A 22,710-nucleotide genomic window follows, 5' to 3' on the forward strand; every position below is an offset into this window, starting at 1 on the left:
GTTAGTGTGTAACACTGGAATCTGTAAAATTTGACATCAATCACTGATAGTTGGAATATTATAGAGTAGGAATTACTCAAGAAGATGCATAAGTACGACGTAGTGGTAGTAGGTGGCGGTCATGCAGGGTGTGAAGCAGCTACAGCTGCAGCACGCCTTGGTGCAAGTACGCTACTTATAACTCACAAAATTTCAACTATAGGAGAAATGTCTTGTAATCCAGCAATTGGAGGAGTTGCAAAGGGTGTTGTAGTTAGGGAAGTGGATGCCCTTGATGGAATAATGGGAAGAGCTATCGACCGAGCAAGCATACACTCGGTCGTTTTAAATGGCAGCAGAGGCGCAGCGGTATGGGGCCCACGTGCACAGGCAGACCGAAAATTATACAAAAAAGTAATACAGGAAATTATCCTAAATTATAACAACTTGACAGTAAAAGAAGAGTCAGTTGACGATTTTCTTATCGAAAGTGATAGCAATGGAGAATCTTATATAAAAGCTGTAATAACAGACTCAGGTGAATGTACACTGACAAGCAGAGTTGTTTTGACTACAGGGACTTTTTTACGTGGTGTGATTCATATAGGAGAGCAAACAACTCCTTCTGGAAGAATGGGAGATAAACCTTCAATAGAGCTTGCAAACACGCTAAAGAAGTATGATTTTAAACTCGGCAGATTACGTACCGGAACTCCACCTAGGCTTGATCGTGGTACTATAAACTGGTCGGTATTACAAGAGCAAGTGGGTGACAATCCACCTACACCATTTTCTTATCTTACAGACAAAATTAACCATCCTCAGGTTTCATGTTTTATTACTCATACTAATGAGCATACACACAGAGTAATTCGAGAGAATCTTCACAGATCAGCTTCTTCATATTTAGATAACGTTATTGCACCAAGATACTGTCCATCAATTGAAACTAAAGTTAAAAAATTTGCAGAAAAAAATAATCACCAAATATTTCTAGAACCAGAAGGGATTGATGATAACACTATATATCCAAATGGAATTTCAAATTCATTGCCCATCGAAGTGCAGTATGAAATGATAAAGAGTATAAAAGGGCTTGAAAATGCAGAAATATTAAGACCTGGATATGCAATTGAATACGATTATATCGATCCACGAGAGCTATTTCATACTCTCGAAACTAAGAAAGTTAAAGGACTATATTTTGCTGGTCAAATTAATGGTACCACTGGATATGAAGAAGCAGCCGGGCAGGGAATTATTGCCGGAATCAATGCAGTACTCTCTTTATCTCAAAAAAGTTTTGTTCTTCATCGTGCAGACTCATATGTCGGTGTAATGATAGATGACTTGGTCACTAAGGGAATTGCTGAGCCTTACAGATTATTCACCTCGCGTGCAGAATATAGACTGGCAATCAGGTCAGATAATGCAGATAGAAGATTGACACAAAAAGGTTATGACATCTCTCTTGTGTCGCATGGGAGATACTCTGTTTTGCAGGGTAAACTTAAATCCATCAAGCAACTTGAGGAGAAATTAGAGAGCCTAACAATTACTCCTGAGCAGCTCAGGTCCTATGGCATTAAAATATCTTATGATGGAATAAGAAAAACAGCATTAGATTTGCTCGGTTATCCAAATATCGACTGGAATAAATTACGAGAAATATGGCCAGAGTTAAACATGGATTCCAGTGTCAGCTATTTGCATAACACCAAAGCAGCTCTTCCTGTCATCCCAGTGCTTGACACTGGGATCCAGTACTTGAATGATGATAGAATGGATGCAGTTGAAACTGAAAAAAATGTAGATTCCAGCTTCATGTTCTGGAATAACACTATAACTGATAGCATAGCCAAGAATGAAATATATGAAGCAGTTGCAATTGAAGCAAAATACAAGCCTTATTTAGTAAGACAAGAAGCAGATATGAAGTTTCTACAAGAGGAAGTTAATACTCAAATTCCAACTAATTTCAACTACTCACAGATTAAAGGCTTGTCAACTGAAGTGATAGAGAAGTTGCAATCAATAAAACCATCAACAATTGGCATTGCAAAGCAAATACAGGGTATCACTCCAGCAGCAATAGTTAGCATATTGGTGTACCTTAGGAATAAGAAAACGAAAATAGCTTCTAATTCTGCATAAGGTATTCCATGTCAAAAATCGAAGAATTTCGCTCTTTTATGCACGAAATAAATGTTGATGCATTTATGTTGCATACTAAAGACGAGTATTTAAATGAATATTCAAAAGAGTTAGCAGAGTTATGTGGCTTCACGGGAACAAATGGGCTACTTATCGTTACAAAGAGTGATAAGTGCCCATTTTTTACAGATGGACGCTATATCACACAAGCTCGCATTCAGCTTGATCAGGGGAGTTTTCGAGTATATAATATACAAGAAGAGGATCCATACAAATGGGTAAAAGAAAACTTAACATTGACTACCTCACTGGGTTACCATCCGCAATATTTTACTATGAAGGACATAAGAAAATATGAAGGCATTTGTAAACTGGTACCATACTTAATGAAAAAAGATAGTAGTCATAAAGTACAAAAAATAGTCTCACATGTATCTGGTGAGGGTAGTAAGGATAAATGTGAAAGAGTAGCTAAAAACATAGAGGCTGAAGCAGTTCTTCTGACTGATCCAAATTCAATTTCGTGGTTATTAAATTTAAGAAATGAAAGTGCGGAATATACTCCTTGTATATTGGGTCGTGCTATATTGTATAAAAATGCCAATGTTGATTTATTTATTCAAGATAAAAAACATTCAACTATAGAAGCAAATTTTGATAACCATATAAATGTTTTTGATATTAGTGAGCTAGAAAATTCACTACATAAGTTAAATTTGGTGGTGATAGATCCAAGCACGACTCCAATGAGCATTATGAATGCAATAGATTCCTTGTATAACCATTATTTAAATAAAAAATCAGCTTCGGTGTCATTCCAGTGCTTGACAAGAAATAAAAAAGCATTGATCCCAGTGTCAAGCACTGAGATGACAATAAGTAATGAAAGAGGTCTTATAGAAAATAAGCAGATAATTGAGAAGGAGGATCCTTGTTTACTTCACAAAGCAGTAAAAAATCAAACTGAAATAACTGGAGCTATAAGTGCGCACATCAAAGATGGAGTAGCAGTTACAAATTTTCTATATTGGCTTGAAAACACTATTGATAGTGAAATTACTGAGCTTGAAGCTGAAGAAAAAGTTTTAGAATACAGAAAAGAGCAGAATTTGTTTAAGCAATCGAGTTTTCCAACAATTTCAGCATTCAACGAGAATGGAGCAATCATTCATTACCGTGCAAGCAATAAGACAAATAAAGCTATTAAAAAAGATGGACTATATTTGATCGATTCTGGTGGTCAGTACCTTGATGGTACAACCGATATTACAAGAACTATAGCAGTTGGCAACCCAACTAATGAGCAACGGGCTCATTACACAATAGTACTAAAAGCTCACATTTCGATAGCAAGTGCAGTCTTTCTCCCTGGTACCAATGGTGGGGAATTGGACATATTAGCGCGTATACATTTATGGAAATTTGGAATAGATTACATGCACGGTACAGGACATGGAGTAGGAAGTTACCTTTCGGTACACGAAGGACCGCAAGCAATATCAAGAGGAAATAAAGTGGAGCTCATTCCAGGCATGATACTTTCTAACGAGCCTGGTTATTATATTCCAGGAAAGTATGGAATAAGAATTGAGAATCTGATGTATATTGAAAGACGAGAAAACGTCTTTTTAAGCTTTAAACAATTGACCTCTGTTCCTTATGACAAAAAGCTAATAGATATACAAATGCTTACTGAAGATGAAGTTAAATGGATAAATAGCTATCACCAATTTGTTTATAAAAATATAGAAAATTGCATAAAAGATAAGGAATGGTTAAAGAGAGTATGTGAACCTTTAAAATAGTTAATTTGTCATTTAATCAAGTATTAATATAGTTGTTCTTGTATTGTTTTTAATTAAAAACAATATATAATACTAGTTTCAAATAGGTGTAATTATGACAGATAAAGTGCAAGATGATGAATTTATGAGGCAGTACATGGATACTTGCAAAGAGCAAATAGAAAAATTGGCAAGCGACCCTAATTTGCTTCAACAGACCTTAAAGCCATTCATACAAATGTCTCAGCAACTTATGGCTGGCGGTATGCTAGAAGGAAGTATGACTAGCATGATACCTGATATGGATGGTATGGATATCAACAAGATGATTGCTCAGATGAAGGAAATGTATGATTACATAAAGAGTAATCACAAAGAGCTCATGAGAAAAGATGTCTCACAAATTCAAGAGCTTGATGATTCCAGCAGAAGATTGAGAGGCTTGGTCAAGAAATTGATAGAGAAAGTTGAAGCTAAGTAGTTTTTATTACAAGTAGTATTCAAAGAGCTATGGCAGTAGTGAGGTTCCTCTCATTCCAATTTTAAATAGAAGGCATAAGTATTAAAAGAAAAAGTCTACAAAATGCCTTCATTCCTTAATAGGGATTGAGATGGTTTCGAAGTTTATTCAGGGGGCTAGTAAATAGTATATACTTTTAACAGTAAAGCAATACTTGATGCTTTGTTAGAATATTGTGGTATAAATAGAGAAATTGAAGAAAGTGACAAATCTAATACTGTAAAAAATTTATTGAGTTGTTTCACAAAAGAGGATCTTGATTATTTCACACATTTAGTTCCTTGGCTAAAAAATCTTGTACCAAAATTAGAAGGTGATACTCAAGAATTGAGACAACCTTCTACGTTACAAGCATTATCAATTGCACGAATAGTTAGAAGTTGTACTGAGCTACTTTCTAAAGTATTTTCATCTGCCTAAATGGTGATTTAGAGGCAGTGAAATACCTGGTAGAAAGAGCAGAAGTAGATGTTAATGCAAGAAGTAATGGTAGACGCTTTGAAGAAAAAACTGCTCTAATATCAGCTATATATAAGGCTCATTGGGATGTAGTAAAGTATCTAGTAAAAGAAGGAAATACAGATGTTAATACGCAAGATAGAAAAGGAAACCCTCCTCTAATGCTAGCTGCTCAGAGAAGTGATTTAGGTATAGTAAAGTGCCTGGTAGAAGCAAAATCAGATGCTAACACAAAAAACTACTATAGAGCAACTGCTCTAACACGTACTACTCAAGATGCAAGAAAGTACTTGAAAAATCATGTACGAAAAATTAATGAAATAGAACTTCGGAAGGAGCGTATCTGTATTAGCGTTTGTGGTGCAGTAGGTTTTATTAAGGGTTTTGTGGTAGCATATAATATACAAGCAGATATTTCAACGTGTGCAACATCAGCTATTACTGGTTTATTGTTGGGTGCAGTAGTTGGTTATTTGGCTATAAAAGTAGAAAGAGAAAAACGTGAAGATCCAGATATGACTGTAGTTACTGCACTTAAAAATACCTTACTATTCAATGGAGTACCTCGCTGAAAGTATGCTAAGGACGAGAAGCTCGGATTTAAATAACAATAAAAAAGTATTTGAAAAGGTATAGCTCTTTTGAGATACTGCTTTGTTTTTAAATAGGATTTTTATCTTTAAAATAGTACTTACCTTTTTGGGTGATATGGAAATTCTTGAATTTTATAGAATTTTGTCTAATATTGATGGATCAGTCAGTTTTACAAAAAAAAACACAAATACAAAAGAGATGATTAAACTACAAAGCCAAGAAATTTGCCCAAATGAAAATAAGAAAAATTTGATTATTTTTTTTCATGGTTGGGGCTCAAGTGGCGATAATTTCATGCATCTTGCTAAAGTTATGAGCAAGTTTTTGCCTGATTCATATTTAGTAGTTCCCAATGCTCCATTTGAAAGAGAAATAGGTGATGGTTATCAGTGGTTTAGTTTAGAGGATCGTAGTGAGGAAGCACTATATAATGGGGTGAAAAATGCTGCATCAATTGTAAATCATTTTATTGGTACAAAATTAAAGGAGCTTAATTTAAAAGATACTCAGCTTTCTTTAGTTGGATTTTCTCAAGGGGCAATGCTTGCAATGCATGTAGCTCTTACCCGGCTTCAGTCTTGTGCATCGGTTGTTGCATATTCTGGTAGGTTTCTTTCACCTTCAAAAATTGCACCGGAGATCAAATCAAAACCCAGCATATGTATTATTCATGGTGATGCTGATGATGTGGTACCTTTTTCTTCCCTTGGTTTAGCGGTTAAAGCTCTAAAAGAAAATGGAGTAAACGCTCAAGGATACCCAATTCATGGATTAGGCCATATTATTAATGAAGAAGGAATAAGGTTAGGGGTTGAGTTTATCAAGAAGAATTTTGGGAATTAATTTCCATGCACTTGTTTTGCTTTGGTTACGGATATGTAGCTAAATTTCTATCGAAAAAATTGCTAAATTTAGGCTGGAAAGTTGATGGTACATCAAGAAATAAAGATATACATCTTTTTGATTATGAAAAGGTTGATCAAGATCTGCTTAAAAGCGTAACGCATGTTTTAGTTTCTATTCCTCCAGATGGCGATGATGTTATGGAGAGATACGGTCATTGTCTGGAGAATATTAAATGGCTTGGTTATCTGTCTGCAACTAATGTTTATGGTGACCACTGTGGTAATTGGGTGAATGAAGAATCTGAAACAAAGCCTATAGAAATTAGAGGAGAAAAGCGCCTTGAGTCTGAAAAGAAGTGGCTAAGTAGCAAATTGCCTGTACATATTTTTCGTTTGGCTGGGATATATGGTCCTGGTAGAAATGCGCTAATTGACCTGCAGCTTGGCAAAGCAAGAAATGTGAAAAAAATTTTTTCTCGTGTTCATGTTGAAGATATATCGAATATTTTATTTTCTTCCATGCAAAATATAAAGCCTTATGAGATATACAATTGTGCAGATGATTTACCTTCTACGCAATCTGAAGTGGTCACGTATGCAGCCGAGCTTCTCAATATTAGCCCTCCAGAGCCAGTTGAGATTTCTTCCGTACCAAATTACGCACGGGGTTTTTATTTAGGGTCAAAAAAAGTAAGCAATACTAAAATTAAAAAAGATCTTGGTGTCTCTCTAGTTTATCCTGATTACAAGGTGGGTTTAAATAGTTTGTATATATTAGAATAGAGAAAATAGATTGCCAGATGCAAAATCTTGAATGTTCCTTGTTTTGATGTAGCACCACTAGGCATACTATTATATAGAGGTAAATATATTCAGCACTCAATCGCTCCCGGTTGAAAATATTCTATTACATCAAGCCGCTTATAACGGTAACATAAATGAAGTTAGGTTATTACTTAATGTAAAAACTGATATCAATATCAAGGATAAAAAAGGATTTACAGCCTTGCATTTTGCTTTTTATTCAGGACATTTGGACGTAGTAAAGTTACTAATCAGTAAAGAAGCTAATATTCATGAAAGAACTACTAAAGGTAGTACAGTTTTACACTTTGCTGTTGTAGCTAAAAGCAAAGCTATAATAGAGGAGTTAATTAAAGCGGGAGATGATCCCAATATAAAAGACTGTACTGACGGTAAGACACCTTTACATATTGCTGCTCAAAATGGACTTGTAGAAGTTGTAAAGGTGTTACTTAATACTCAAGAAATTAAGATTGATGCTAAAGACAATGAATTTGGTATAACAGCTCTGTACTTAGCCTCTCAGAATGGACATACTGAAATAGTTGAACTATTAATTATCACAAAAAAAATGCTGATGTTAACATAGTAGAAAAATAATTTCACACCTTTGTATCTAACTGCTCAGAATGGGCATGCATCAGTAGTTAAGTTGTTTCTTGATAATGGTGCTAAAGTCAATGGCTGTGATACCAGTATGAATCCTTTATGTGTAGCTATTAATAATGGCTATGACGAGGTAGCTCAATTATTACTTAGTATAGAGGGGTGAATGTTAATATTGGCAATCAGCTTGGCAATACACCTCTACATATAGCAGCTATGAAAGGTAATGAAAAAATGGCAAGATTAATGCTAGAAAAAGGTGCTGATCCTAATATTAAAAACCTTTTGGGAGATACTTCCTTACAAGCTGCTGAATACGTAAGAAACATTAGCTGGCATGATAATCCTCCAAATTTACAAGGAGGGTTCTTCGTGTTAGTTGGCTAGAATGGAATATATTCATTTCAGCAATTTTATGAGCAAAAAAAAATTATGGAGCTTTTGGTACAACATATAAAGTACAGTAGACCTAGCTAATCAGTAGATGAAATTGACGTATCTGTTCGGCAGAGTAGCAAAATAAGATAGATGGGAAAACTAGTTTGTGAAATTGGCATCCAGTTAAATTTACATGGATTCCAGTGTCACGCACTGGAATGACATCTTCAATGTTCTGTACAGCTGTGCATTACGCACTGGGATGACATTATGAGAACTGAGATACAAAAAAAGAAACACTGGTTTCACATGCATCTGAACAGATAATCTCAGTGATGTAAATTCAACTTTACCCCATTTGCAACTATCAGGGTTCTTTGACTATAGACCTAACAATTCTTTTCTAATTTCTTCTTTAATTGTATCAATAATCTCTTTATCAAGTTTATTTATTAAGGAATCATCAATACCTGTGATGTCATCTGTATTTTGTATCATTTTTTCAATAGCACCATCTATTTTTCTTACTCTTTCTTTATCGATTTTATCAAACATAGGTTTAATTTTTACATAACCAGGAGCGCCCTTGCTATAACTTTTTCTGCTTTCGTTGATACAACCACCAGCACCATATGTTTTATTCATGTAGTTTTTACTACATTTTGTTACATCTTTGTACCTAATCTCACCGTTTTCTATATATGCTATTTTATCATCTTTACTAGAGTTTAGCTTATCCACTTTCTTAATTTCTTCTTTTAATTTTAAACTTTGTTCATGAATTATTGTATCTTTGTAATCCTTTCTCCCATAGATTCTGTATCTACCTCCACCTGCAACAGTAATTAAATCTTTACAAAGTGTTTGTGAAAGGTCCATGCACATTTTTACTAAAGTAGGTCCCCCATCCTTGTTAGATTTATCATTTTCTTGTCCACCACCTCCTTCTGTTACTTTTACTTGAATATATGGATAACTAGGGTTGACTCTCAGTTTAGCTTTAATGTAATCACCTGGCATTCCTGGTCTATTTTCTGTAGACTGAGCTTTACCAGCTATATGACCAGCTTCACCACTTCCCCATGCTTCTATTTCAACGTAATCATACATTGACAGATCACCTGTATAGCCATCTCCAAGCTCATAAAGTTTTTGATCCCTTTCTTCAATAATCTGCTTCTTATGTTTCAATTGTGCTATTATTATTTCACTCAATCTCTTTTTTAAACCATCTAAATCGAATCTGCATAATTTATCAGCAAAAAAGACTTCTGTTCTATTTGCTTTAATTGGATGATCTAACTTCTTTACAACTCCATTTTTATCCTGTGAAACTCTTAAGTAAAAAGGCTTGTTGTCCTTGTTCACATACTGTGTTGAGCGACTACACACTCTGTCAAAGCAGAGGCAACCATCATCACCGTGATTACAGTTTTTTTCTTCATACTTTCCATCTGTTAACTCATATACTATTTTGCATTTGTTACAATTTTGTTTCGTATCTACGTCTTTATCCTTTTTTGCCATGCAATTACCTCGATGCTTATTTTCTTCAGGAATAGAAATATATCCTTTCTTATTGAATATTATTTCATCTAGTGCATCTTGTGGCTTTGCTAAAACATCAACTAATTCAATAATTTCCCCTCTTTTGCAAGGAAAATAATAAGATTGATTTGATTCTTTCGAGTAAACAGTATTGTGTTTAGCATAGCTTGCTCTCATTGACTTTAGTGATATTAGCTCACTTCCTTTTTCAAGAACGAATTCCTCCGGTTCTGGCTGCCAACCAGAAAGGCATAGCATTTTACTTTTAGGATTTTCTTTATATTTTACTTCTATTTTAGGATATCCTAAATTATCCAGTTTGCAGTTATTTCCCTTAAACTCTTTACATTCTGCTTCGATATCGGGAACATACCCATATCTTTCTAGAACTTCAAATTGCGAATTACTTTTTAATATACCTTCCATTATGTTATCGATATCGCTTTTTATGTTACCGGTACCAGTTGTTTTTTCTACTATTGCCGGCTTTACTACTTTTAAGAATAGAGGGCCAACTTCTATAGAGCGACTGGTGTCAGCATTAACATTAAAAGTACAGACTCGATTATTGTGAGTTCCACGTGCCCTTTCAGTACAAACTCTCTCATCCATCTTCATTTTTACCTCTAGCGTATTTTCATTTACTACCTTTATTTCCTCAGGCTTTGGAGCAGTTGGTGATGGAAAACAACGGGCAGGAAATTGTAATTTCCTTTTCGATTCTTCTTTTTCAGTACCATAATATTCAGCGCAGAGCTGACCTTTCTTTCTATAGGTTTTGAAATAATGGATAGTATCTTTATATGGAATGGGATATGTCCAACTTGAAATATTCTTGTGATTTGAAACAGCAGATGGAACATATATCTCCCTTCTTTCTTTCAGCTCACCAATAATGACTCCAACTCTTGGATGGAAATAATCATTTTCTTCATTTGTTATAGGAACAATTTTAACTTGCGGTGGTGATATCGCAAGTTGTTCACAAAATGCAGGTGGGCCAGGTGCAAGTTGTACAGGGGCACACTTTACTTTTGTTTGATAGCATGTATCACAAGCTTTTCCCATCTCTCCAAGAAGAAAAATATTTTCCCCAGAAAATACTCTAGAGCCCCATGAAGAAATTCCTGACATACAAGCCCCCTTTTGACTACAAACGCATATTTTAGGGGCATTAGCAAATTTTACTTTTTCTTCATCAGTAACACCATCTGCCCATTCCCATCCAAGACCTTGGTCAAATTCTCCTCCAGCTTTTGTTTTATCTCCTTCCCAATCGATAAAAGCTGCTGCAGAAACTCCAGCTCCTGTACTCTGCGTTCCATATATCTTGCGGCAGAATGTTCCACCGGATAATATATGACAGTTGTCGTTCCCTTCGTAATCACAGACCTTAATCTTTGGATCGAAGTAACCTTCTGTTCCCTGATTATTTACTGCTGTAACTTTAATAAGTTGCAATAATTTTGCGTCAAAATCTAAATCGCTCCACTTGCCTGTAAAAAAATGCGCAATACCTTTTCCTGCTTTACTTCCTATAGCTTCAATTTCAGTATTACTTTTTACAAATGCTGGACAATCAGCATATCCTTGATAAGAAAGACAAAATATCAAGGAGAATATCAATAAAAAATTAAGCTTTACATTTTTCATAGAACGCCGGTAACCACTTACTCACTTTTTCTCCTTTTTCCTTTATTGCTTCATACATATACTTTATAGTCTCTTTATTAGCTGAAAGTACATGTATTTCTTTCATATTCTTCAAATCTAGATTTAAAGTTACTAAACCTTTGTACTGCTTTATCAAAAACAAACCTTCCTGTGTTGGTGTTTGCAAAATGACATTCAGTTCCTCTTTCGACAGAGAAAATGCTTTCATGTATAACCTGTTTGCATTTATGTTCGGCATCAGGATTCTTGTATCGACATGCTTATCTAAATATTTAGTAAACTTGCTAGCAAATGCTAGGTTTAAGTTTTCAGTACTTAGAATTACTACAACATTTAACTTTGTCATTCTTTGCATCCAGTCGTCAAACTCTTCCTCTGTAGGAAAAATATTACTTATCTCCCATGCTTCATCCAAAACAAGTATTGCAGGTGAGCCATCACATTTTGCTTCGAAAGAGTATAAGAAATAGTAAAGTATCACGGACATACATTCTTTTTGCTTAGTGAGATTTGCAATATTGAGGGATATAGTTTTTGTTCCCCAGTTAATGTCTGACTCATCATCACCTTGTAATAAGTAAGCCAATTCACCATCATCACACCATTTACTTATTTTACCCCCAAGAAGTAATAGCACTTCAGAAATTTGAGAAATAGATCGCGATTCTCTTGGTATAGCAAATATGGAATCTATAATTTTTTTTATCTTTTCTTCTATGTCTACCAAACTTGCATCTGCAACCATCCTTTTGATCAATTCAACAAGCATATTGCGATTAGAAGCACTATTTTCAATGTTCAGTGGGTTGAATTTTAGACTTTTATCTTTATATTTTGGATCAATTATGTAATATTGACCTCTTACTGCTTTAGTAAATATTATTGATTTTCCAGTATTATCCAATATAACAATCCTAGGGTTAAATTTTCTTGATTCCGAGAGTAAGAAGTTGATCAGTGAGGTTCTACCTGAATTTGGAGCTCCAAGTATTGTGGTATGACCATTGTTTTTTTTTCCATGAAAGTTAAAAAAGTAAGGACTGTCTTTTTTTGAAAAAAAAACTGTTACTGCTTCTTTCCATCTTCCTCCTTTTAACGTACCTGATGTAAAATCATGCAACATAGCAAAGCTGCAAGCATATTTTTCTAATATATTTTTTGGTTGTGTAACAAAAGCAAAGTTTCCAGGAAGCTGTGCCCAAAAATGATTTTCCATGTGCAGATCAGTTCTAAACATCATCAACCCGATTAACGACATTACAGAGGATAAATCGCTGATATTTTTAGCTAACCTATTCTTATCATCTGCAAAGATTGTAACAATAATTTTCTGTTGACAAAAATCCATAGCAGAAATTTTTTCAAGCTCTATTATTTCATTTATTCCTGAGTTTTGAAGTAAGGTATTGTCCTCACTGATTTGCAGAATATTAATTTGTTTTTTAAATTCTTTTACTGCTTTATTATTACTAGTAAATATTATTATTTCTGTGATGATAAGCTCGGAGTCAAGTTGCAAACACCTATCTATATTTTCTAAGGGGATTTCTCGATATTCCTTTATGCAAAAAATAGAACCAAACTTCTGTTGACCTTCAAACGATGTCTGAAATTTATTGAAACCAAAAGCTACTTTTAAATTTTTAACATGCTGCGATAGGTCCCTTTCACATATTGGATAATCTTTATGCGTTAATGTAATAATGTAATGGAGAAATTCCATCATTTGAGAATATATTTTGCCTTCACTAGACCTAAGGCCCAATTTTTTAGCTCCAAAAGGTTCTAAATCTTTTTGAATCAGGTCAGTTATTTTTTGTAATTCTTGATGATTTTTTTGTAAAAATAACTTGTGCCTATTCTTTATCCCGCCAAAAAAAAATACATTATTAATATGTTTGCCAAAACTACCAAGTAACACTACAATGTACAATTCATTTATATACTGTAGTTTACTATCAACTAGTTTATTAAACCACGTTGAGTGTAGCTGATCAGAAAAGTCTGCAGTTTTATTCCACTTTAAGCTAAGTTTATTGCGCTTACGGACAGTGTGAATCCAAACGGTAAAATATAAACTCTTGATATTTTTTGATATACTTTTTCTAATTTCAGTTCTAAGATCACCATAGTTATCAACTGAAGAATAGTCTTCTAATTTGATTATTTTTAATAATTCCCCCTGTTTTGTTAGTATAGTTTCTTCATCGTAGTGGCAAGCATAAGGGACAAAATCTAAATTAATACTTTCTAGTAACGCTAAATTGTTCTTTTTTTCAGAATTAGAGCTAGTGGCTGGTACTTTTGGTTGCATATAATATCATGCGTATTCAATAAAAAGATAACAAAGAATCATCTATCCTACTTAATCCTTATCGTCTTTTTTGTTATTGGATTGTAACTGCATTTCCTTTGCAAAGTTGAATTTTTCTTTCAGGTAATCTGTTGCCTTTTCTGTGCTTCCAAACATCATGATCAGTACGCCAAATATTATCATGAAAAAAATTAGGCCTCTGAACACTGCCGCAAGTATCACTGTAGCTATACATAAACCTATAATTGTTGAGGGACTCATATTTTCCATAGTATCTTTAACTGAAAATGAGGAAATAAGTTCTTTCAATGTTCCTGGTATATTTTTCAATTCATCACTTGCTTTACTGGAAAATGACATGAAGACAAAACTTAACAGGGCTACAACAGCAAAAACTCTACCCAATTGAATGTGCATCAGCTAAATACTTTTAAGATACTCCTCAAGTGTAACAATTTTTACATCAATAGGCAAGAACCTAATTCACTTGCTCACCATAAGTAACTCATATTTAACTTTTATCACCGTGTTAGCTCTTTATTATCAACAAGAGGACTCACACTAATGGATGTCAATTTACTTGACAGAATATTTGAACAAAATTCAGCGGCAGCTGCTGTAGCAAACACTCCAGCCAGCATAAACAGTCCTGCTCCTACTAATCCTGATGTCATTACTCCTGCAACAATGCACTCTATTGCTAAGAGAGCAGAACTTATTACAAGTGCAACGTGAAGATTTTTGTTTTTACTATTATTTTCATAATTATTGGATTGCATTGTATCTTTTACCTTACTGCCTGTCACTGAGATCACACAATGAGGACCTTCTTCAGTCTTATTATAATGTTTAGAAGGGGGTATTCTTCCGCTTGCGCCTTTGGGCCTTATTTTGTTCGGATGTGCTAATTTTGCTTTTCCTTCATCTTCTAGTTGTAAACTATTATCTTCCTCAGTAGGGTTTGATTTTAAGTGTACACTTTCCTCAGATGAAATGCTTGTTACTGAAGTTAAGCTGTTCCTTCTGCTACTTGATGCCAAGCTAGATGAATTTATTCCACTATCTAAATCACTACTACTGAGTTCAGGAGTATTTGCACCGCTTGGCACTTCTACAGCATTCATAGTTATATTAGGATTTTCATTTTTTAAATCCTTACTATCAATCGAAAGATCAGATTGACTATTCAATTGTGATTGTGTGATCTTCTTTCTTTTTTGCGATTGTTTTGATGTAAGAATTGTTGAAGTATCATAATGATCTAAACTTCTCAAGGAATTATGTATTTCAGGGGTTCCTTTTCCACTTACACCCTTAGCTAAACAATCCTTTTCCAGAGTATCAATACCTAAATTTTTAGGAATTTCAATTTCACCAGAAAGACTTTGTTTATTAAAACTTTCCATAGCATTAACTTGTCTATTTTTGTGATTTTGAATAATGCTACTAGAATGATTTTTGTCACTAATTTTATTATTAATCTCTGAAACCATCTCTAATACTTTTCCTCTTTTTGTTGGTGATCCTTGTGATTGTTCTATTTCATTCTTAAACACTGGAAATTCGACTTTTAATTCCATTGCTTCTTTTTTCAATGCTGGAAGAAATTTCTCGGTGTAATAATTATAATATTCTTGATATTTTTCTTTCTCTCTCGATAATTTTTCTAATTTCGTTAATATCTCAATTAACATCTCAGGAGCAGCTCCTTTGTTAAGCAATTCTATGCATTCTGTGATATTACTCCCTCCCTTTTTTGGATTTTCATCATTATGTTTTTTTTGTGTGACCTTTTTGTATATAGCATCATACAATTTCTTATTAATACCTTTTTTACTCTTCTGATGTTTTGCAAAGCCACTTGGCATAACATTTCTCCATACATAACAAAATGCATGAATACCTCTTTAGCGTTAATTTTGAATTAAAACTGGGTAGCTATTTCTTATTAAGTATAATTATAGCAATTTGCTGACTATTTTCTTTGCTGATTACTGATTTTACATTTCAACATAATTGCTTGCCTGTTGAACTAGTATATCTATTACTTCTTTTACAGGCTTTTCTCTATCAACCATGCCAACACTTTGACCAGCCATTAAAGATCCTGTTTCAACATCTCCATCAATTACTGCTCTTCTTAAAGCTCCAGCCCAGAACTTTTCTATTTCAAGTTGCCCCTCTTCTTTTGAGATTTTTCCATTTTGATATTTATCGATAATGTTTCTTTGATGATTCATAAAATCATCACTTGCTTTGTTAACTATAGCTCTTACTGGAATTACAGGGAAATCAGCACTAATCTGCACAGAAGATACAGCATTACGCGCAGCTGATTTGATGAACACTTCTTTAAAATTTTTGTGAGCGATTGACTCATTCGTGCAGACAAATAATGTACCTATTTGACAGCCACTTGCTCCCATTTCTAGGTAGTTCACTATCATTTCTCCTCTTCCTATTCCACCTGCAACAAACACCGGTGTTTTCTCATTTTTAAAATGAGGTAATATCTCTTGTGCGAGAACAGAAGTGCTAACAGGACCGATATGTCCTCCTGCTTCCATACCTTCTATTATTAACGCATCTACCCCCATGTTTATTAACCTTTTCGCAAGGCTTAATGCTGGTGCAAAGCACATAACTTTAATGCCTGCATTCTTGATTTTTGCTATATTAGTTTTTATTGGTAATCCTCCAGCAAGAACTACGTGGCTTACTTTTGTTTCAATGCATATATCTATTAACTCACTCAAATTTGGGTGCATAGTAATTAGATTGACGCCAAATGGCCTATGAGTTAATTTCTGTGTCTCTATGATTTCTTTTTTCAGCAAGTCTGGAAACATTGCACCACATGCAATTACACCAAAACCACCTGCATTTGAGATTGCTGAAACTAAATTTCTCTCTGAAACCCAGCTCATAGCACCACCCATTACTGCAAACTCACTACCGAGAAAATTCGTTCCTTTCTTCCAAATCCCGCTCAACATATAGCCTATATCATACGTTTGAAAATGTTTTGTTTATCTATAAATGTATGTTTTAAAGCACCAAGTATATGCAAGGTTATAAAGACTATCATAAGACATGCAAGCATCGAATGCAGCTGATTAGCTGTACTAGCTAGCTCTTTGTTTTCATTGATTAACAAAGGGATATGAACAAAATATTTGATCTCTTTACTAGAAGCAGAAGACATGACATAACCAGCTAATGGCATTAGCACCATCAAAAAATACAAACCAAAGTGTGTCGTTTTGCTCGCATTAATTACGAACCGAGAAAAACTTGCCGGCAATTGAGGAACATAAGTAAAGACGCGAAAAAATATACGTACCATAATTAATCCAAGAACGGTGATACCACAAGCCTTATGAATAGCGTATATGCTGAATTTAACTTCACTGCTAATCTGCAAACTTTTCATGTACAGTCCAGAACAAAGCATACCAACAATAAGAGGAGACATTAACCAATGAATGATCCTTAAGCCTAAACTATATTTATTGTTTTTCATTAATTTTGGTTACTCTAAAGTAGAATTTATATAGTAGAAAAACTATTTCTCAATCAAAATTATCTATACATAATTTCGCTGCCTTGATCAACATAAGTGCAATAATTGTATGTGACACATAAACATTGTCTATTAGATCATGAAGAAGTGGTGAAGTTTTTGAGAGTTTTTCTATTGTAACGATGAGTTATAGCTTGTACAAGAAGCCTATTGACTTTAAGCAAATTTTACCCTATACAATTTTGATATCTTAAACTTCCAAACATGCCAGATCTAAAGACAATGATGCTAAACTTTGGCCCTCAGCACCCAGCTGCACATGGGGTGCTACGTCTTGTTTTAGAAATGGATGGTGAAGTGATCGAGAGGGCAGATCCCCACATTGGACTTTTGCATCGCGGCACTGAGAAGTTAATAGAACATAAAACGTATCTTCAAGCTCTGCCTTATTTTGACCGCCTTGATTATGTGTCACCAATGTCACAAGAGCATGCATATTCGCTATGTGTGGAGCAATTATTGCAGTGCGAAGTTCCGATTAGGGCAAAATATTTGCGTGTTCTATTTTGTGAGCTGACAAGAATACTAAATCATTTACTAAATATCTCTTCCCAAGCACTTGATGTTGGGGCGATGACTCCTCTTTTATGGCTCTTTGAAGAGAGAGAAAAAATACTCGAGTTCTATGAAAGGGCCTCAGGTGCAAGATTTCACGCAGCTTATATAAGGCCAGGTGGACTTGCAGCAGATATCCCAGAAGGTTTGATTGAAGATATTGCAAAATTTATAGAGCAATTTCCAAAGTACATAGATGATGTTGATGAGCTTCTAACAGAAAATAGGATATGGAGGCAACGCACTGTAGGAATTAGTGAAATATCAATAAAACAGGCGCTTGATTGGGGCTTTAGTGGACCAATGCTACGTGCTGCTGGACTTGCTTGGGACTTGCGAAAAAGCCAGCCATATGAGATATATGATCAGTTAGATTTTGATATACCAATCGGTCAAAATGGTGACTGTTATGACCGTTATTTAGTAAGAATGGAGGAGATTAGGCAATCTATCAGCTTGGTGAAGCAATGCATAGAGAAGATACCTGAAGGGCCAATAAAAGTTGAAGATAGAAAAATTTCTCCACCGCCAAGAGCTGAAATAAAAGGATCCATGGAAGCTATGATTCATCATTTTAAGCTTTATTCAGAAGGATATCACGTGCCAGAAGGTGAGGCTTACATAGCAGTTGAAGCGCCAAAAGGTGAGTTTGGAGTATATATAGTTTCAGATGGTACCAATAGACCTTATAGATGTCGAATAAGAGCACCTGGCTTTGCGCATTTACAGGCCTTAGATTTCATGGCAAAAGGACACATGCTTGCTGACATTGCAGCAATTATCGGCTCACTCGACATAGTATTTGGTGAGATTGATAGGTAATTACTTTAAAATAGTAAATTAACTAATGGTTAAGACATCTTCTATCATAAATTGTATAAATTCATTGCCATTCCAGTAATTCATAGAGATCTTACCAAAAATGGCTTTAACATCACCCTGCATAATAGCAGCACCAAGCTCAGTATTTGCACAGCGAAACGCAATAGCTTTGACCACAACATTATCGTCAGCAATAAAACATTTTATATGGTCAACTCCTATAACTTCCGGCTTTCTTATCTTTGCTCCTTGAATGATGAATCTCGGTTCAGGATTGCCAATACCAAATGGCTCTAGGCGTTGCAATTGATTCCACAGGGATAAGTTTATTGCTTTAGCTGTTACTATGCCATCGGCTTTTATGATTTTGTCATTTGTAGAATTTGCAAATCTTTGAGTAAAAAAATCATGTAGATCACTTATTTTATCTTCTTCAATCGAAAATCCTGCTGCCATACTGTGACCACCACCTTCAATGATTAGATTGGTAAATTTTGCAGAAAGAACTGCAGCACCGATATCTATCCCAAAAATTGACCTGCAGCTTGCTTTTCCTATTCCGTTATTTAAAGATATCACTATCGTTGGTAAGTGAAACTGCTCTTTTAGTCTTGATGCAATGATACCAATTATTCCCTGGTGCCAATTACCACTTACCATTATAAAATTTACACCTAAGTGGGCAAAATTTTCCGCTTGTGTTGTAGCTTCCAAAATAGCCTCATTTTCTAGCATTTTTCTTGCATTATTCAAATCTATTAGTTTTAGCGCGATTGAATGCGCCTTTTCTTCATCATCAGTGGAAAGTAACCTTGCACCGAGTGATGCTTCTCCAATTCTTCCTCCGGCATTTATACATGGCCCAATACTAAACCCTAATCGTGAAACACTTGGTTTTTCAAGGATTCCTAAAGCGTCAAATAAAACACGTAAGCCAACATTTTTTCTTGCTGACATAACTTTTAATCCTTGTAAAACAAAAGCCCTATTTAGGCCTGTAATCTGCATAACATCGCAAACAGTTCCAAGAGCAACCAAATCCAGTAGATCAAATAAATCTGGTTCTTTTTTGTTGGTAAAAAATCCTTGCTCACGTAGGCTTCTGTTAAGAGCAACAATTAGCAGAAATGACACTCCAACTGCTGCTAAGTTACTATAAGGGGAGCTCTCATCAAGGCGGTTGGGGTTAACAACTGCTACAGCACTTGGTAATTTTTCTATACCAAGGTGATGATCGATAACTATAATATCAAGTCCAAAAACCCTTGCCTCTTCTATTGGTTGATATGCAAGCGTACCGCAATCAACAGAAATACATAAATTAATACCATTATTTTTCAGTTGTAATAAAGCATCTGTGTTCAATCCATAGCCCTCATCAACACGATCTGGAATATAGATTGTAGAGTGTGTCCCAATCGCTCTTAGGTATCTATTAATCAATGCTGATGACGTTGCACCATCAACATCGTAATCACCAAATATTGCAATATTCTCATTATTTTTTATTGCTTTTATTATGCGAGAAACAGCTTTATCCATATCAAGGAGGTGAAAGGGATCTGGTAATAGCGATCTGATTAGTGGGTGTAAGAAGTTATGTACATTTTCTATTTTAACACCACGAGCAACTAATATTCTTGCTAATATTTCTGGCAACTCAAATCTCTGTATAAGAGTAAAAATCTCCCTTTGATCTGCTTCTTGTAACTTCCACAGTGCATTTGTTATGCTGCGTTTTTCAATATCAAGTAGCATGCCCTTTATAAATAAAACTACTTTACCAGAACTTTTCAGTTTGTTCTATAATTGTGTTAGATTTCTGTATAATCTAAAGAACGATATAGGAGAGTGTCACTCGAAAGGAATCACATTTATTTTGACAAAGAGCATCTGTAAAATCTAATACTTCTTCTTGCATAACATGTTCTTTAGTTAGCAATATATCTACATTGGTATATGAGTGTGAACATTATATTAATGTAATTACTTTTTAAGTATTAATCGCAAATTTATGCCTAGAAACAGTTTTTGGTTACTCAAACCTTTTCTACCTTTGTTTTATATTCTCTAAAGTATTTTTTGCACTTTCTTTATAAAAACCATAAGTACCAGTCGGTTTTTAGCTTAAGAATAAAGGTTAAGTATCTGAAATTCTCGACATAACCCCCCCGAAAGATTAGCAAAAAAAAATACAGCGCACATATTACAGCATACACTGAAGAAGATACCCCACACTTTTTATTGATAAATTGACTGAAAAGCACGCAGAAGGAGATAGCTCTTTGAGCTCTTAAAATACCTCCACCGTTACGGTAAGGAAAGCGAGAAGGTTTGTCAAGCAATCTTTATTGGCTGTTGTACTAGAATTCAGTTTTTCGTATAATTTGCTAGAATTTTTGTGAAGAATTTTAAATATGAAAGGCCTATATATTAAAACTTACGGCTGTCAGATGAACGTTTATGACTCCATTTTAATGGAGAATATAGTTAAGCCTCTAGGATTCAACGTTGTTAGTGATGTAGAACAAGCTGATTTGGTGATATTGAATACTTGTCATATTAGAGAAAAGGCAGCAGAAAAGCTTTATTCAGAGCTTGGAAGAATTCATTCGTCAAGAAAAGAAAGGACCATAGTAGTGGCTGGATGTGTAGCGCAAGCAGAAGGGGAAGAGGTATTCAAAAGAGCTCCTTTTGTTGACATTGTTGTTGGTCCGCAGAGTATCGCTGCTTTACCGGAATTGATAGTCAAAGCAAGTAGGAGTAAAGGTCATATAATAAATACTGACTTTTTTGAAGTTGCAAAGTTTGATAAATTGCCGGATGAATGTTATGGCAATAGCCAGGGTTCTTCTGCGTTTCTTGCTATACAAGAAGGTTGTGATAAATTTTGTACGTTTTGTGTTGTGCCTTACACTCGCGGGGCTGAGTATTCACGACCAGTAAGTGAAATATTCCGTGAAATATTGAAGTTAGTTGCAAATGGGGCAAGGGAAATCAATTTGCTCGGTCAAAATGTTAATGCTTATCATGGAGAGTGCGAAGAAGAGGTCTGGGATTTAGGAAAATTAATTAGTCACATTGCTAAAATTGAAAACCTAGAAAGAATCCGCTACACAACTTCTCATCCAAGAGATATGCACGAATCTCTCTACTTGGTGCATGCGGAAGAGCCAAAACTCATGCCGTTTGTTCACCTACCTGTGCAGTCAGGTTCGAATAAAATATTGCATGCAATGAACAGGAAACACACTGCAGAGGAGTATTTGGAGATAATAGACAGATTTCGCAAATTGAAACCTGAAATCGAATTTTCTTCTGATTTTATTGTTGGTTTTCCTGGAGAAACTGAAAAAGATTTTGAGGAAACTATGAAGTTAGTAGAAAAAGTAAAGTACGCTCAGGCTTATAGTTTTAAATATAGCCCAAGGCCAGGAACGCCAGGGGCGGAAAGAAAAGATCAAGTACCAGAAGAGGTTAAAACAGAGCGTCTTCTTCGGTTACAGGAATTAATTAGCAAGCAACAACTTGAATTTAATCAGAGTATGATAGGAAAAACTATTCCTGTTCTATTCAGTGATAAAAAAGGTAAACACCAAAATCAAATTATTGGTAAAAGCCCATATATGCAATCAGTATGCGTTGATGATCCTGACGATAAATACAAAGATAAAATAGTAAATGTAAGGATATTGGAAGCTCGGCAAAATAGTTTGTTGGGATGCGCTGCCTAATTAGAGAAAAGTGCCCCCATGCTCTCATGTAGAACACTTTATGTGTTTTTATGAGTTTATAAGCTATCTAGATTTAATCCTTAAAGGACTACAACTCTCTGTTACGCAATCATATGAGACTTGATATAATAGATTTGCGGGATTTTTTTTCTTTTCCCACTGATAGTGTGCTTTTTCAACCTTTCCATAATTCCTATATTCATAAGAAAGAGATCTCCAAATAAAGCTGCTTTTACTATTATTTTTGTTAGCATCATGAAATTTCTGATAAGGCCAACTTCTATTGTCTTTATTCATCTTCAACCTCAATAAATAAGTCTAATGAATTAATATATTGTATAATGATGTCAATACCTA

At 34.7% G+C, this 22,710-nt stretch carries 20 protein-coding genes; 12 read left to right on the forward strand and 8 right to left on the reverse strand.

Annotated elements, in window-relative coordinates; genetic code table 11:
* The first annotated feature begins 84 nt into the window (after window positions 1-84).
* From mnmG to wTpre_RS07025, 10 genes are all read left to right on the forward strand, one after another.
* A complete protein-coding gene (mnmG, locus tag wTpre_RS04785; RefSeq protein ID WP_068652355.1) occupies window positions 85-2,133 on the forward strand; it encodes a tRNA uridine-5-carboxymethylaminomethyl(34) synthesis enzyme MnmG in 2,049 nt (682 codons plus the stop codon).
* An 8-nt stretch (window positions 2,134-2,141) separates the two neighbouring features.
* A complete protein-coding gene (locus tag wTpre_RS04790) occupies window positions 2,142-3,938 on the forward strand; it encodes an aminopeptidase P family protein (RefSeq protein WP_068652357.1) in 1,797 nt (598 codons plus the stop codon).
* Between the two features lie 94 nt (window positions 3,939-4,032).
* On the forward strand, window positions 4,033-4,398 hold the full coding sequence (locus wTpre_RS04795) for a hypothetical protein (protein WP_068652359.1): 366 nt from the start codon (window positions 4,033-4,035) through the stop codon (window positions 4,396-4,398).
* Between the two features lie 201 nt (window positions 4,399-4,599).
* Window positions 4,600-4,857, forward strand: a complete 258-nt coding sequence (locus wTpre_RS04800) for a hypothetical protein (RefSeq protein WP_068652361.1) — start codon at window positions 4,600-4,602, stop codon at window positions 4,855-4,857.
* 17 nt (window positions 4,858-4,874) lie between these two features.
* Window positions 4,875-5,468 (forward strand): ankyrin repeat domain-containing protein, encoded by a 594-nt coding sequence (locus wTpre_RS04805; protein WP_068652363.1) that lies wholly within the window; start codon window positions 4,875-4,877, stop codon window positions 5,466-5,468.
* Between the two features lie 220 nt (window positions 5,469-5,688).
* Window positions 5,689-6,333, forward strand: a complete 645-nt coding sequence (locus wTpre_RS04810; protein WP_068652668.1) for an alpha/beta hydrolase — start codon at window positions 5,689-5,691, stop codon at window positions 6,331-6,333.
* 5 nt (window positions 6,334-6,338) lie between these two features.
* The gene (locus wTpre_RS04815; protein WP_068652365.1) at window positions 6,339-7,118 is read left to right on the forward strand and encodes an SDR family oxidoreductase; all 780 of its coding nucleotides are present in this window, start codon (window positions 6,339-6,341) and stop codon (window positions 7,116-7,118) included.
* A 151-nt stretch (window positions 7,119-7,269) separates the two neighbouring features.
* On the forward strand, window positions 7,270-7,728 hold the full coding sequence (locus wTpre_RS07015; protein WP_245609567.1) for an ankyrin repeat domain-containing protein: 459 nt from the start codon (window positions 7,270-7,272) through the stop codon (window positions 7,726-7,728).
* 21 nt (window positions 7,729-7,749) lie between these two features.
* Window positions 7,750-7,911 (forward strand): ankyrin repeat domain-containing protein, encoded by a 162-nt coding sequence (locus tag wTpre_RS07020; RefSeq protein WP_245609408.1) that lies wholly within the window; start codon window positions 7,750-7,752, stop codon window positions 7,909-7,911.
* On the forward strand, window positions 7,908-8,132 hold the full coding sequence (locus wTpre_RS07025) for an ankyrin repeat domain-containing protein (protein WP_245609409.1): 225 nt from the start codon (window positions 7,908-7,910) through the stop codon (window positions 8,130-8,132). Before wTpre_RS07020 ends, wTpre_RS07025 begins: the two co-directional genes overlap by 4 nt.
* 372 nt (window positions 8,133-8,504) lie before the next feature.
* Here the strand turns inward: wTpre_RS07025 and wTpre_RS04825 are convergent, their stop codons facing one another.
* The 6 genes from wTpre_RS04825 to wTpre_RS04850 all read right to left on the reverse strand — a co-directional run bounded on the left by wTpre_RS04825 (window position 8,505) and on the right by wTpre_RS04850 (window position 17,182).
* Entirely contained in the window at window positions 8,505-11,324 is a 2,820-nt protein-coding gene (locus wTpre_RS04825) for a hypothetical protein (protein WP_068652367.1), read from the reverse strand.
* Window positions 11,305-13,659: a VirB4 family type IV secretion/conjugal transfer ATPase gene (locus wTpre_RS04830; RefSeq protein WP_068652368.1), complete on the reverse strand. Its 2,355-nt coding sequence runs from the start codon at window positions 13,657-13,659 to the stop codon at window positions 11,305-11,307. The genes wTpre_RS04825 and wTpre_RS04830 overlap by 20 nt, the downstream gene beginning before the upstream one ends.
* Window positions 13,660-13,710: 51 nt before the next feature.
* Window positions 13,711-14,076, reverse strand: a complete 366-nt coding sequence (locus wTpre_RS04835) for a hypothetical protein (RefSeq protein WP_068652370.1) — start codon at window positions 14,074-14,076, stop codon at window positions 13,711-13,713.
* A gap of 104 nt (window positions 14,077-14,180) precedes the next feature.
* Window positions 14,181-15,527: a hypothetical protein gene (locus wTpre_RS04840; RefSeq protein WP_068652373.1), complete on the reverse strand. Its 1,347-nt coding sequence runs from the start codon at window positions 15,525-15,527 to the stop codon at window positions 14,181-14,183.
* Between the two features lie 132 nt (window positions 15,528-15,659).
* Window positions 15,660-16,655, reverse strand: a complete 996-nt coding sequence (locus wTpre_RS04845; RefSeq protein WP_068652375.1) for an NAD(P)H-dependent flavin oxidoreductase — start codon at window positions 16,653-16,655, stop codon at window positions 15,660-15,662.
* 5 nt (window positions 16,656-16,660) lie between these two features.
* A complete protein-coding gene (locus wTpre_RS04850; RefSeq protein WP_068652377.1) occupies window positions 16,661-17,182 on the reverse strand; it encodes a cytochrome b in 522 nt (173 codons plus the stop codon).
* 264 nt (window positions 17,183-17,446) lie between these two features.
* On the opposite strand from wTpre_RS04850, the gene wTpre_RS04855 reads away from it, so the two are divergent.
* The gene (locus tag wTpre_RS04855; RefSeq protein ID WP_068652379.1) at window positions 17,447-18,619 is read left to right on the forward strand and encodes an NADH-quinone oxidoreductase subunit D; all 1,173 of its coding nucleotides are present in this window, start codon (window positions 17,447-17,449) and stop codon (window positions 18,617-18,619) included.
* 18 nt (window positions 18,620-18,637) lie between these two features.
* Here the strand turns inward: wTpre_RS04855 and recJ are convergent, their stop codons facing one another.
* The gene (gene recJ, locus wTpre_RS04860; RefSeq protein WP_068652380.1) at window positions 18,638-20,377 is read right to left on the reverse strand and encodes a single-stranded-DNA-specific exonuclease RecJ; all 1,740 of its coding nucleotides are present in this window, start codon (window positions 20,375-20,377) and stop codon (window positions 18,638-18,640) included.
* 659 nt (window positions 20,378-21,036) lie between these two features.
* Between recJ and miaB the strand changes: the two genes are divergently transcribed.
* Entirely contained in the window at window positions 21,037-22,353 is a 1,317-nt protein-coding gene (gene miaB, locus wTpre_RS04865) for a tRNA (N6-isopentenyl adenosine(37)-C2)-methylthiotransferase MiaB (protein WP_068652382.1), read from the forward strand.
* A gap of 63 nt (window positions 22,354-22,416) precedes the next feature.
* Here miaB and wTpre_RS04870 read toward each other — a convergent pair whose 3' ends face one another.
* Window positions 22,417-22,650, reverse strand: coding sequence for a hypothetical protein (locus tag wTpre_RS04870; RefSeq protein ID WP_245609410.1), 234 nt, complete (start codon window positions 22,648-22,650; stop codon window positions 22,417-22,419).
* Between the last annotated feature and the right edge of the window lie 60 nt (window positions 22,651-22,710).

The sequence above is a fragment of the Wolbachia endosymbiont of Trichogramma pretiosum genome (assembly GCF_001439985.1).
Taxonomy (GTDB): Bacteria; Pseudomonadota; Alphaproteobacteria; order Rickettsiales; family Anaplasmataceae; genus Wolbachia.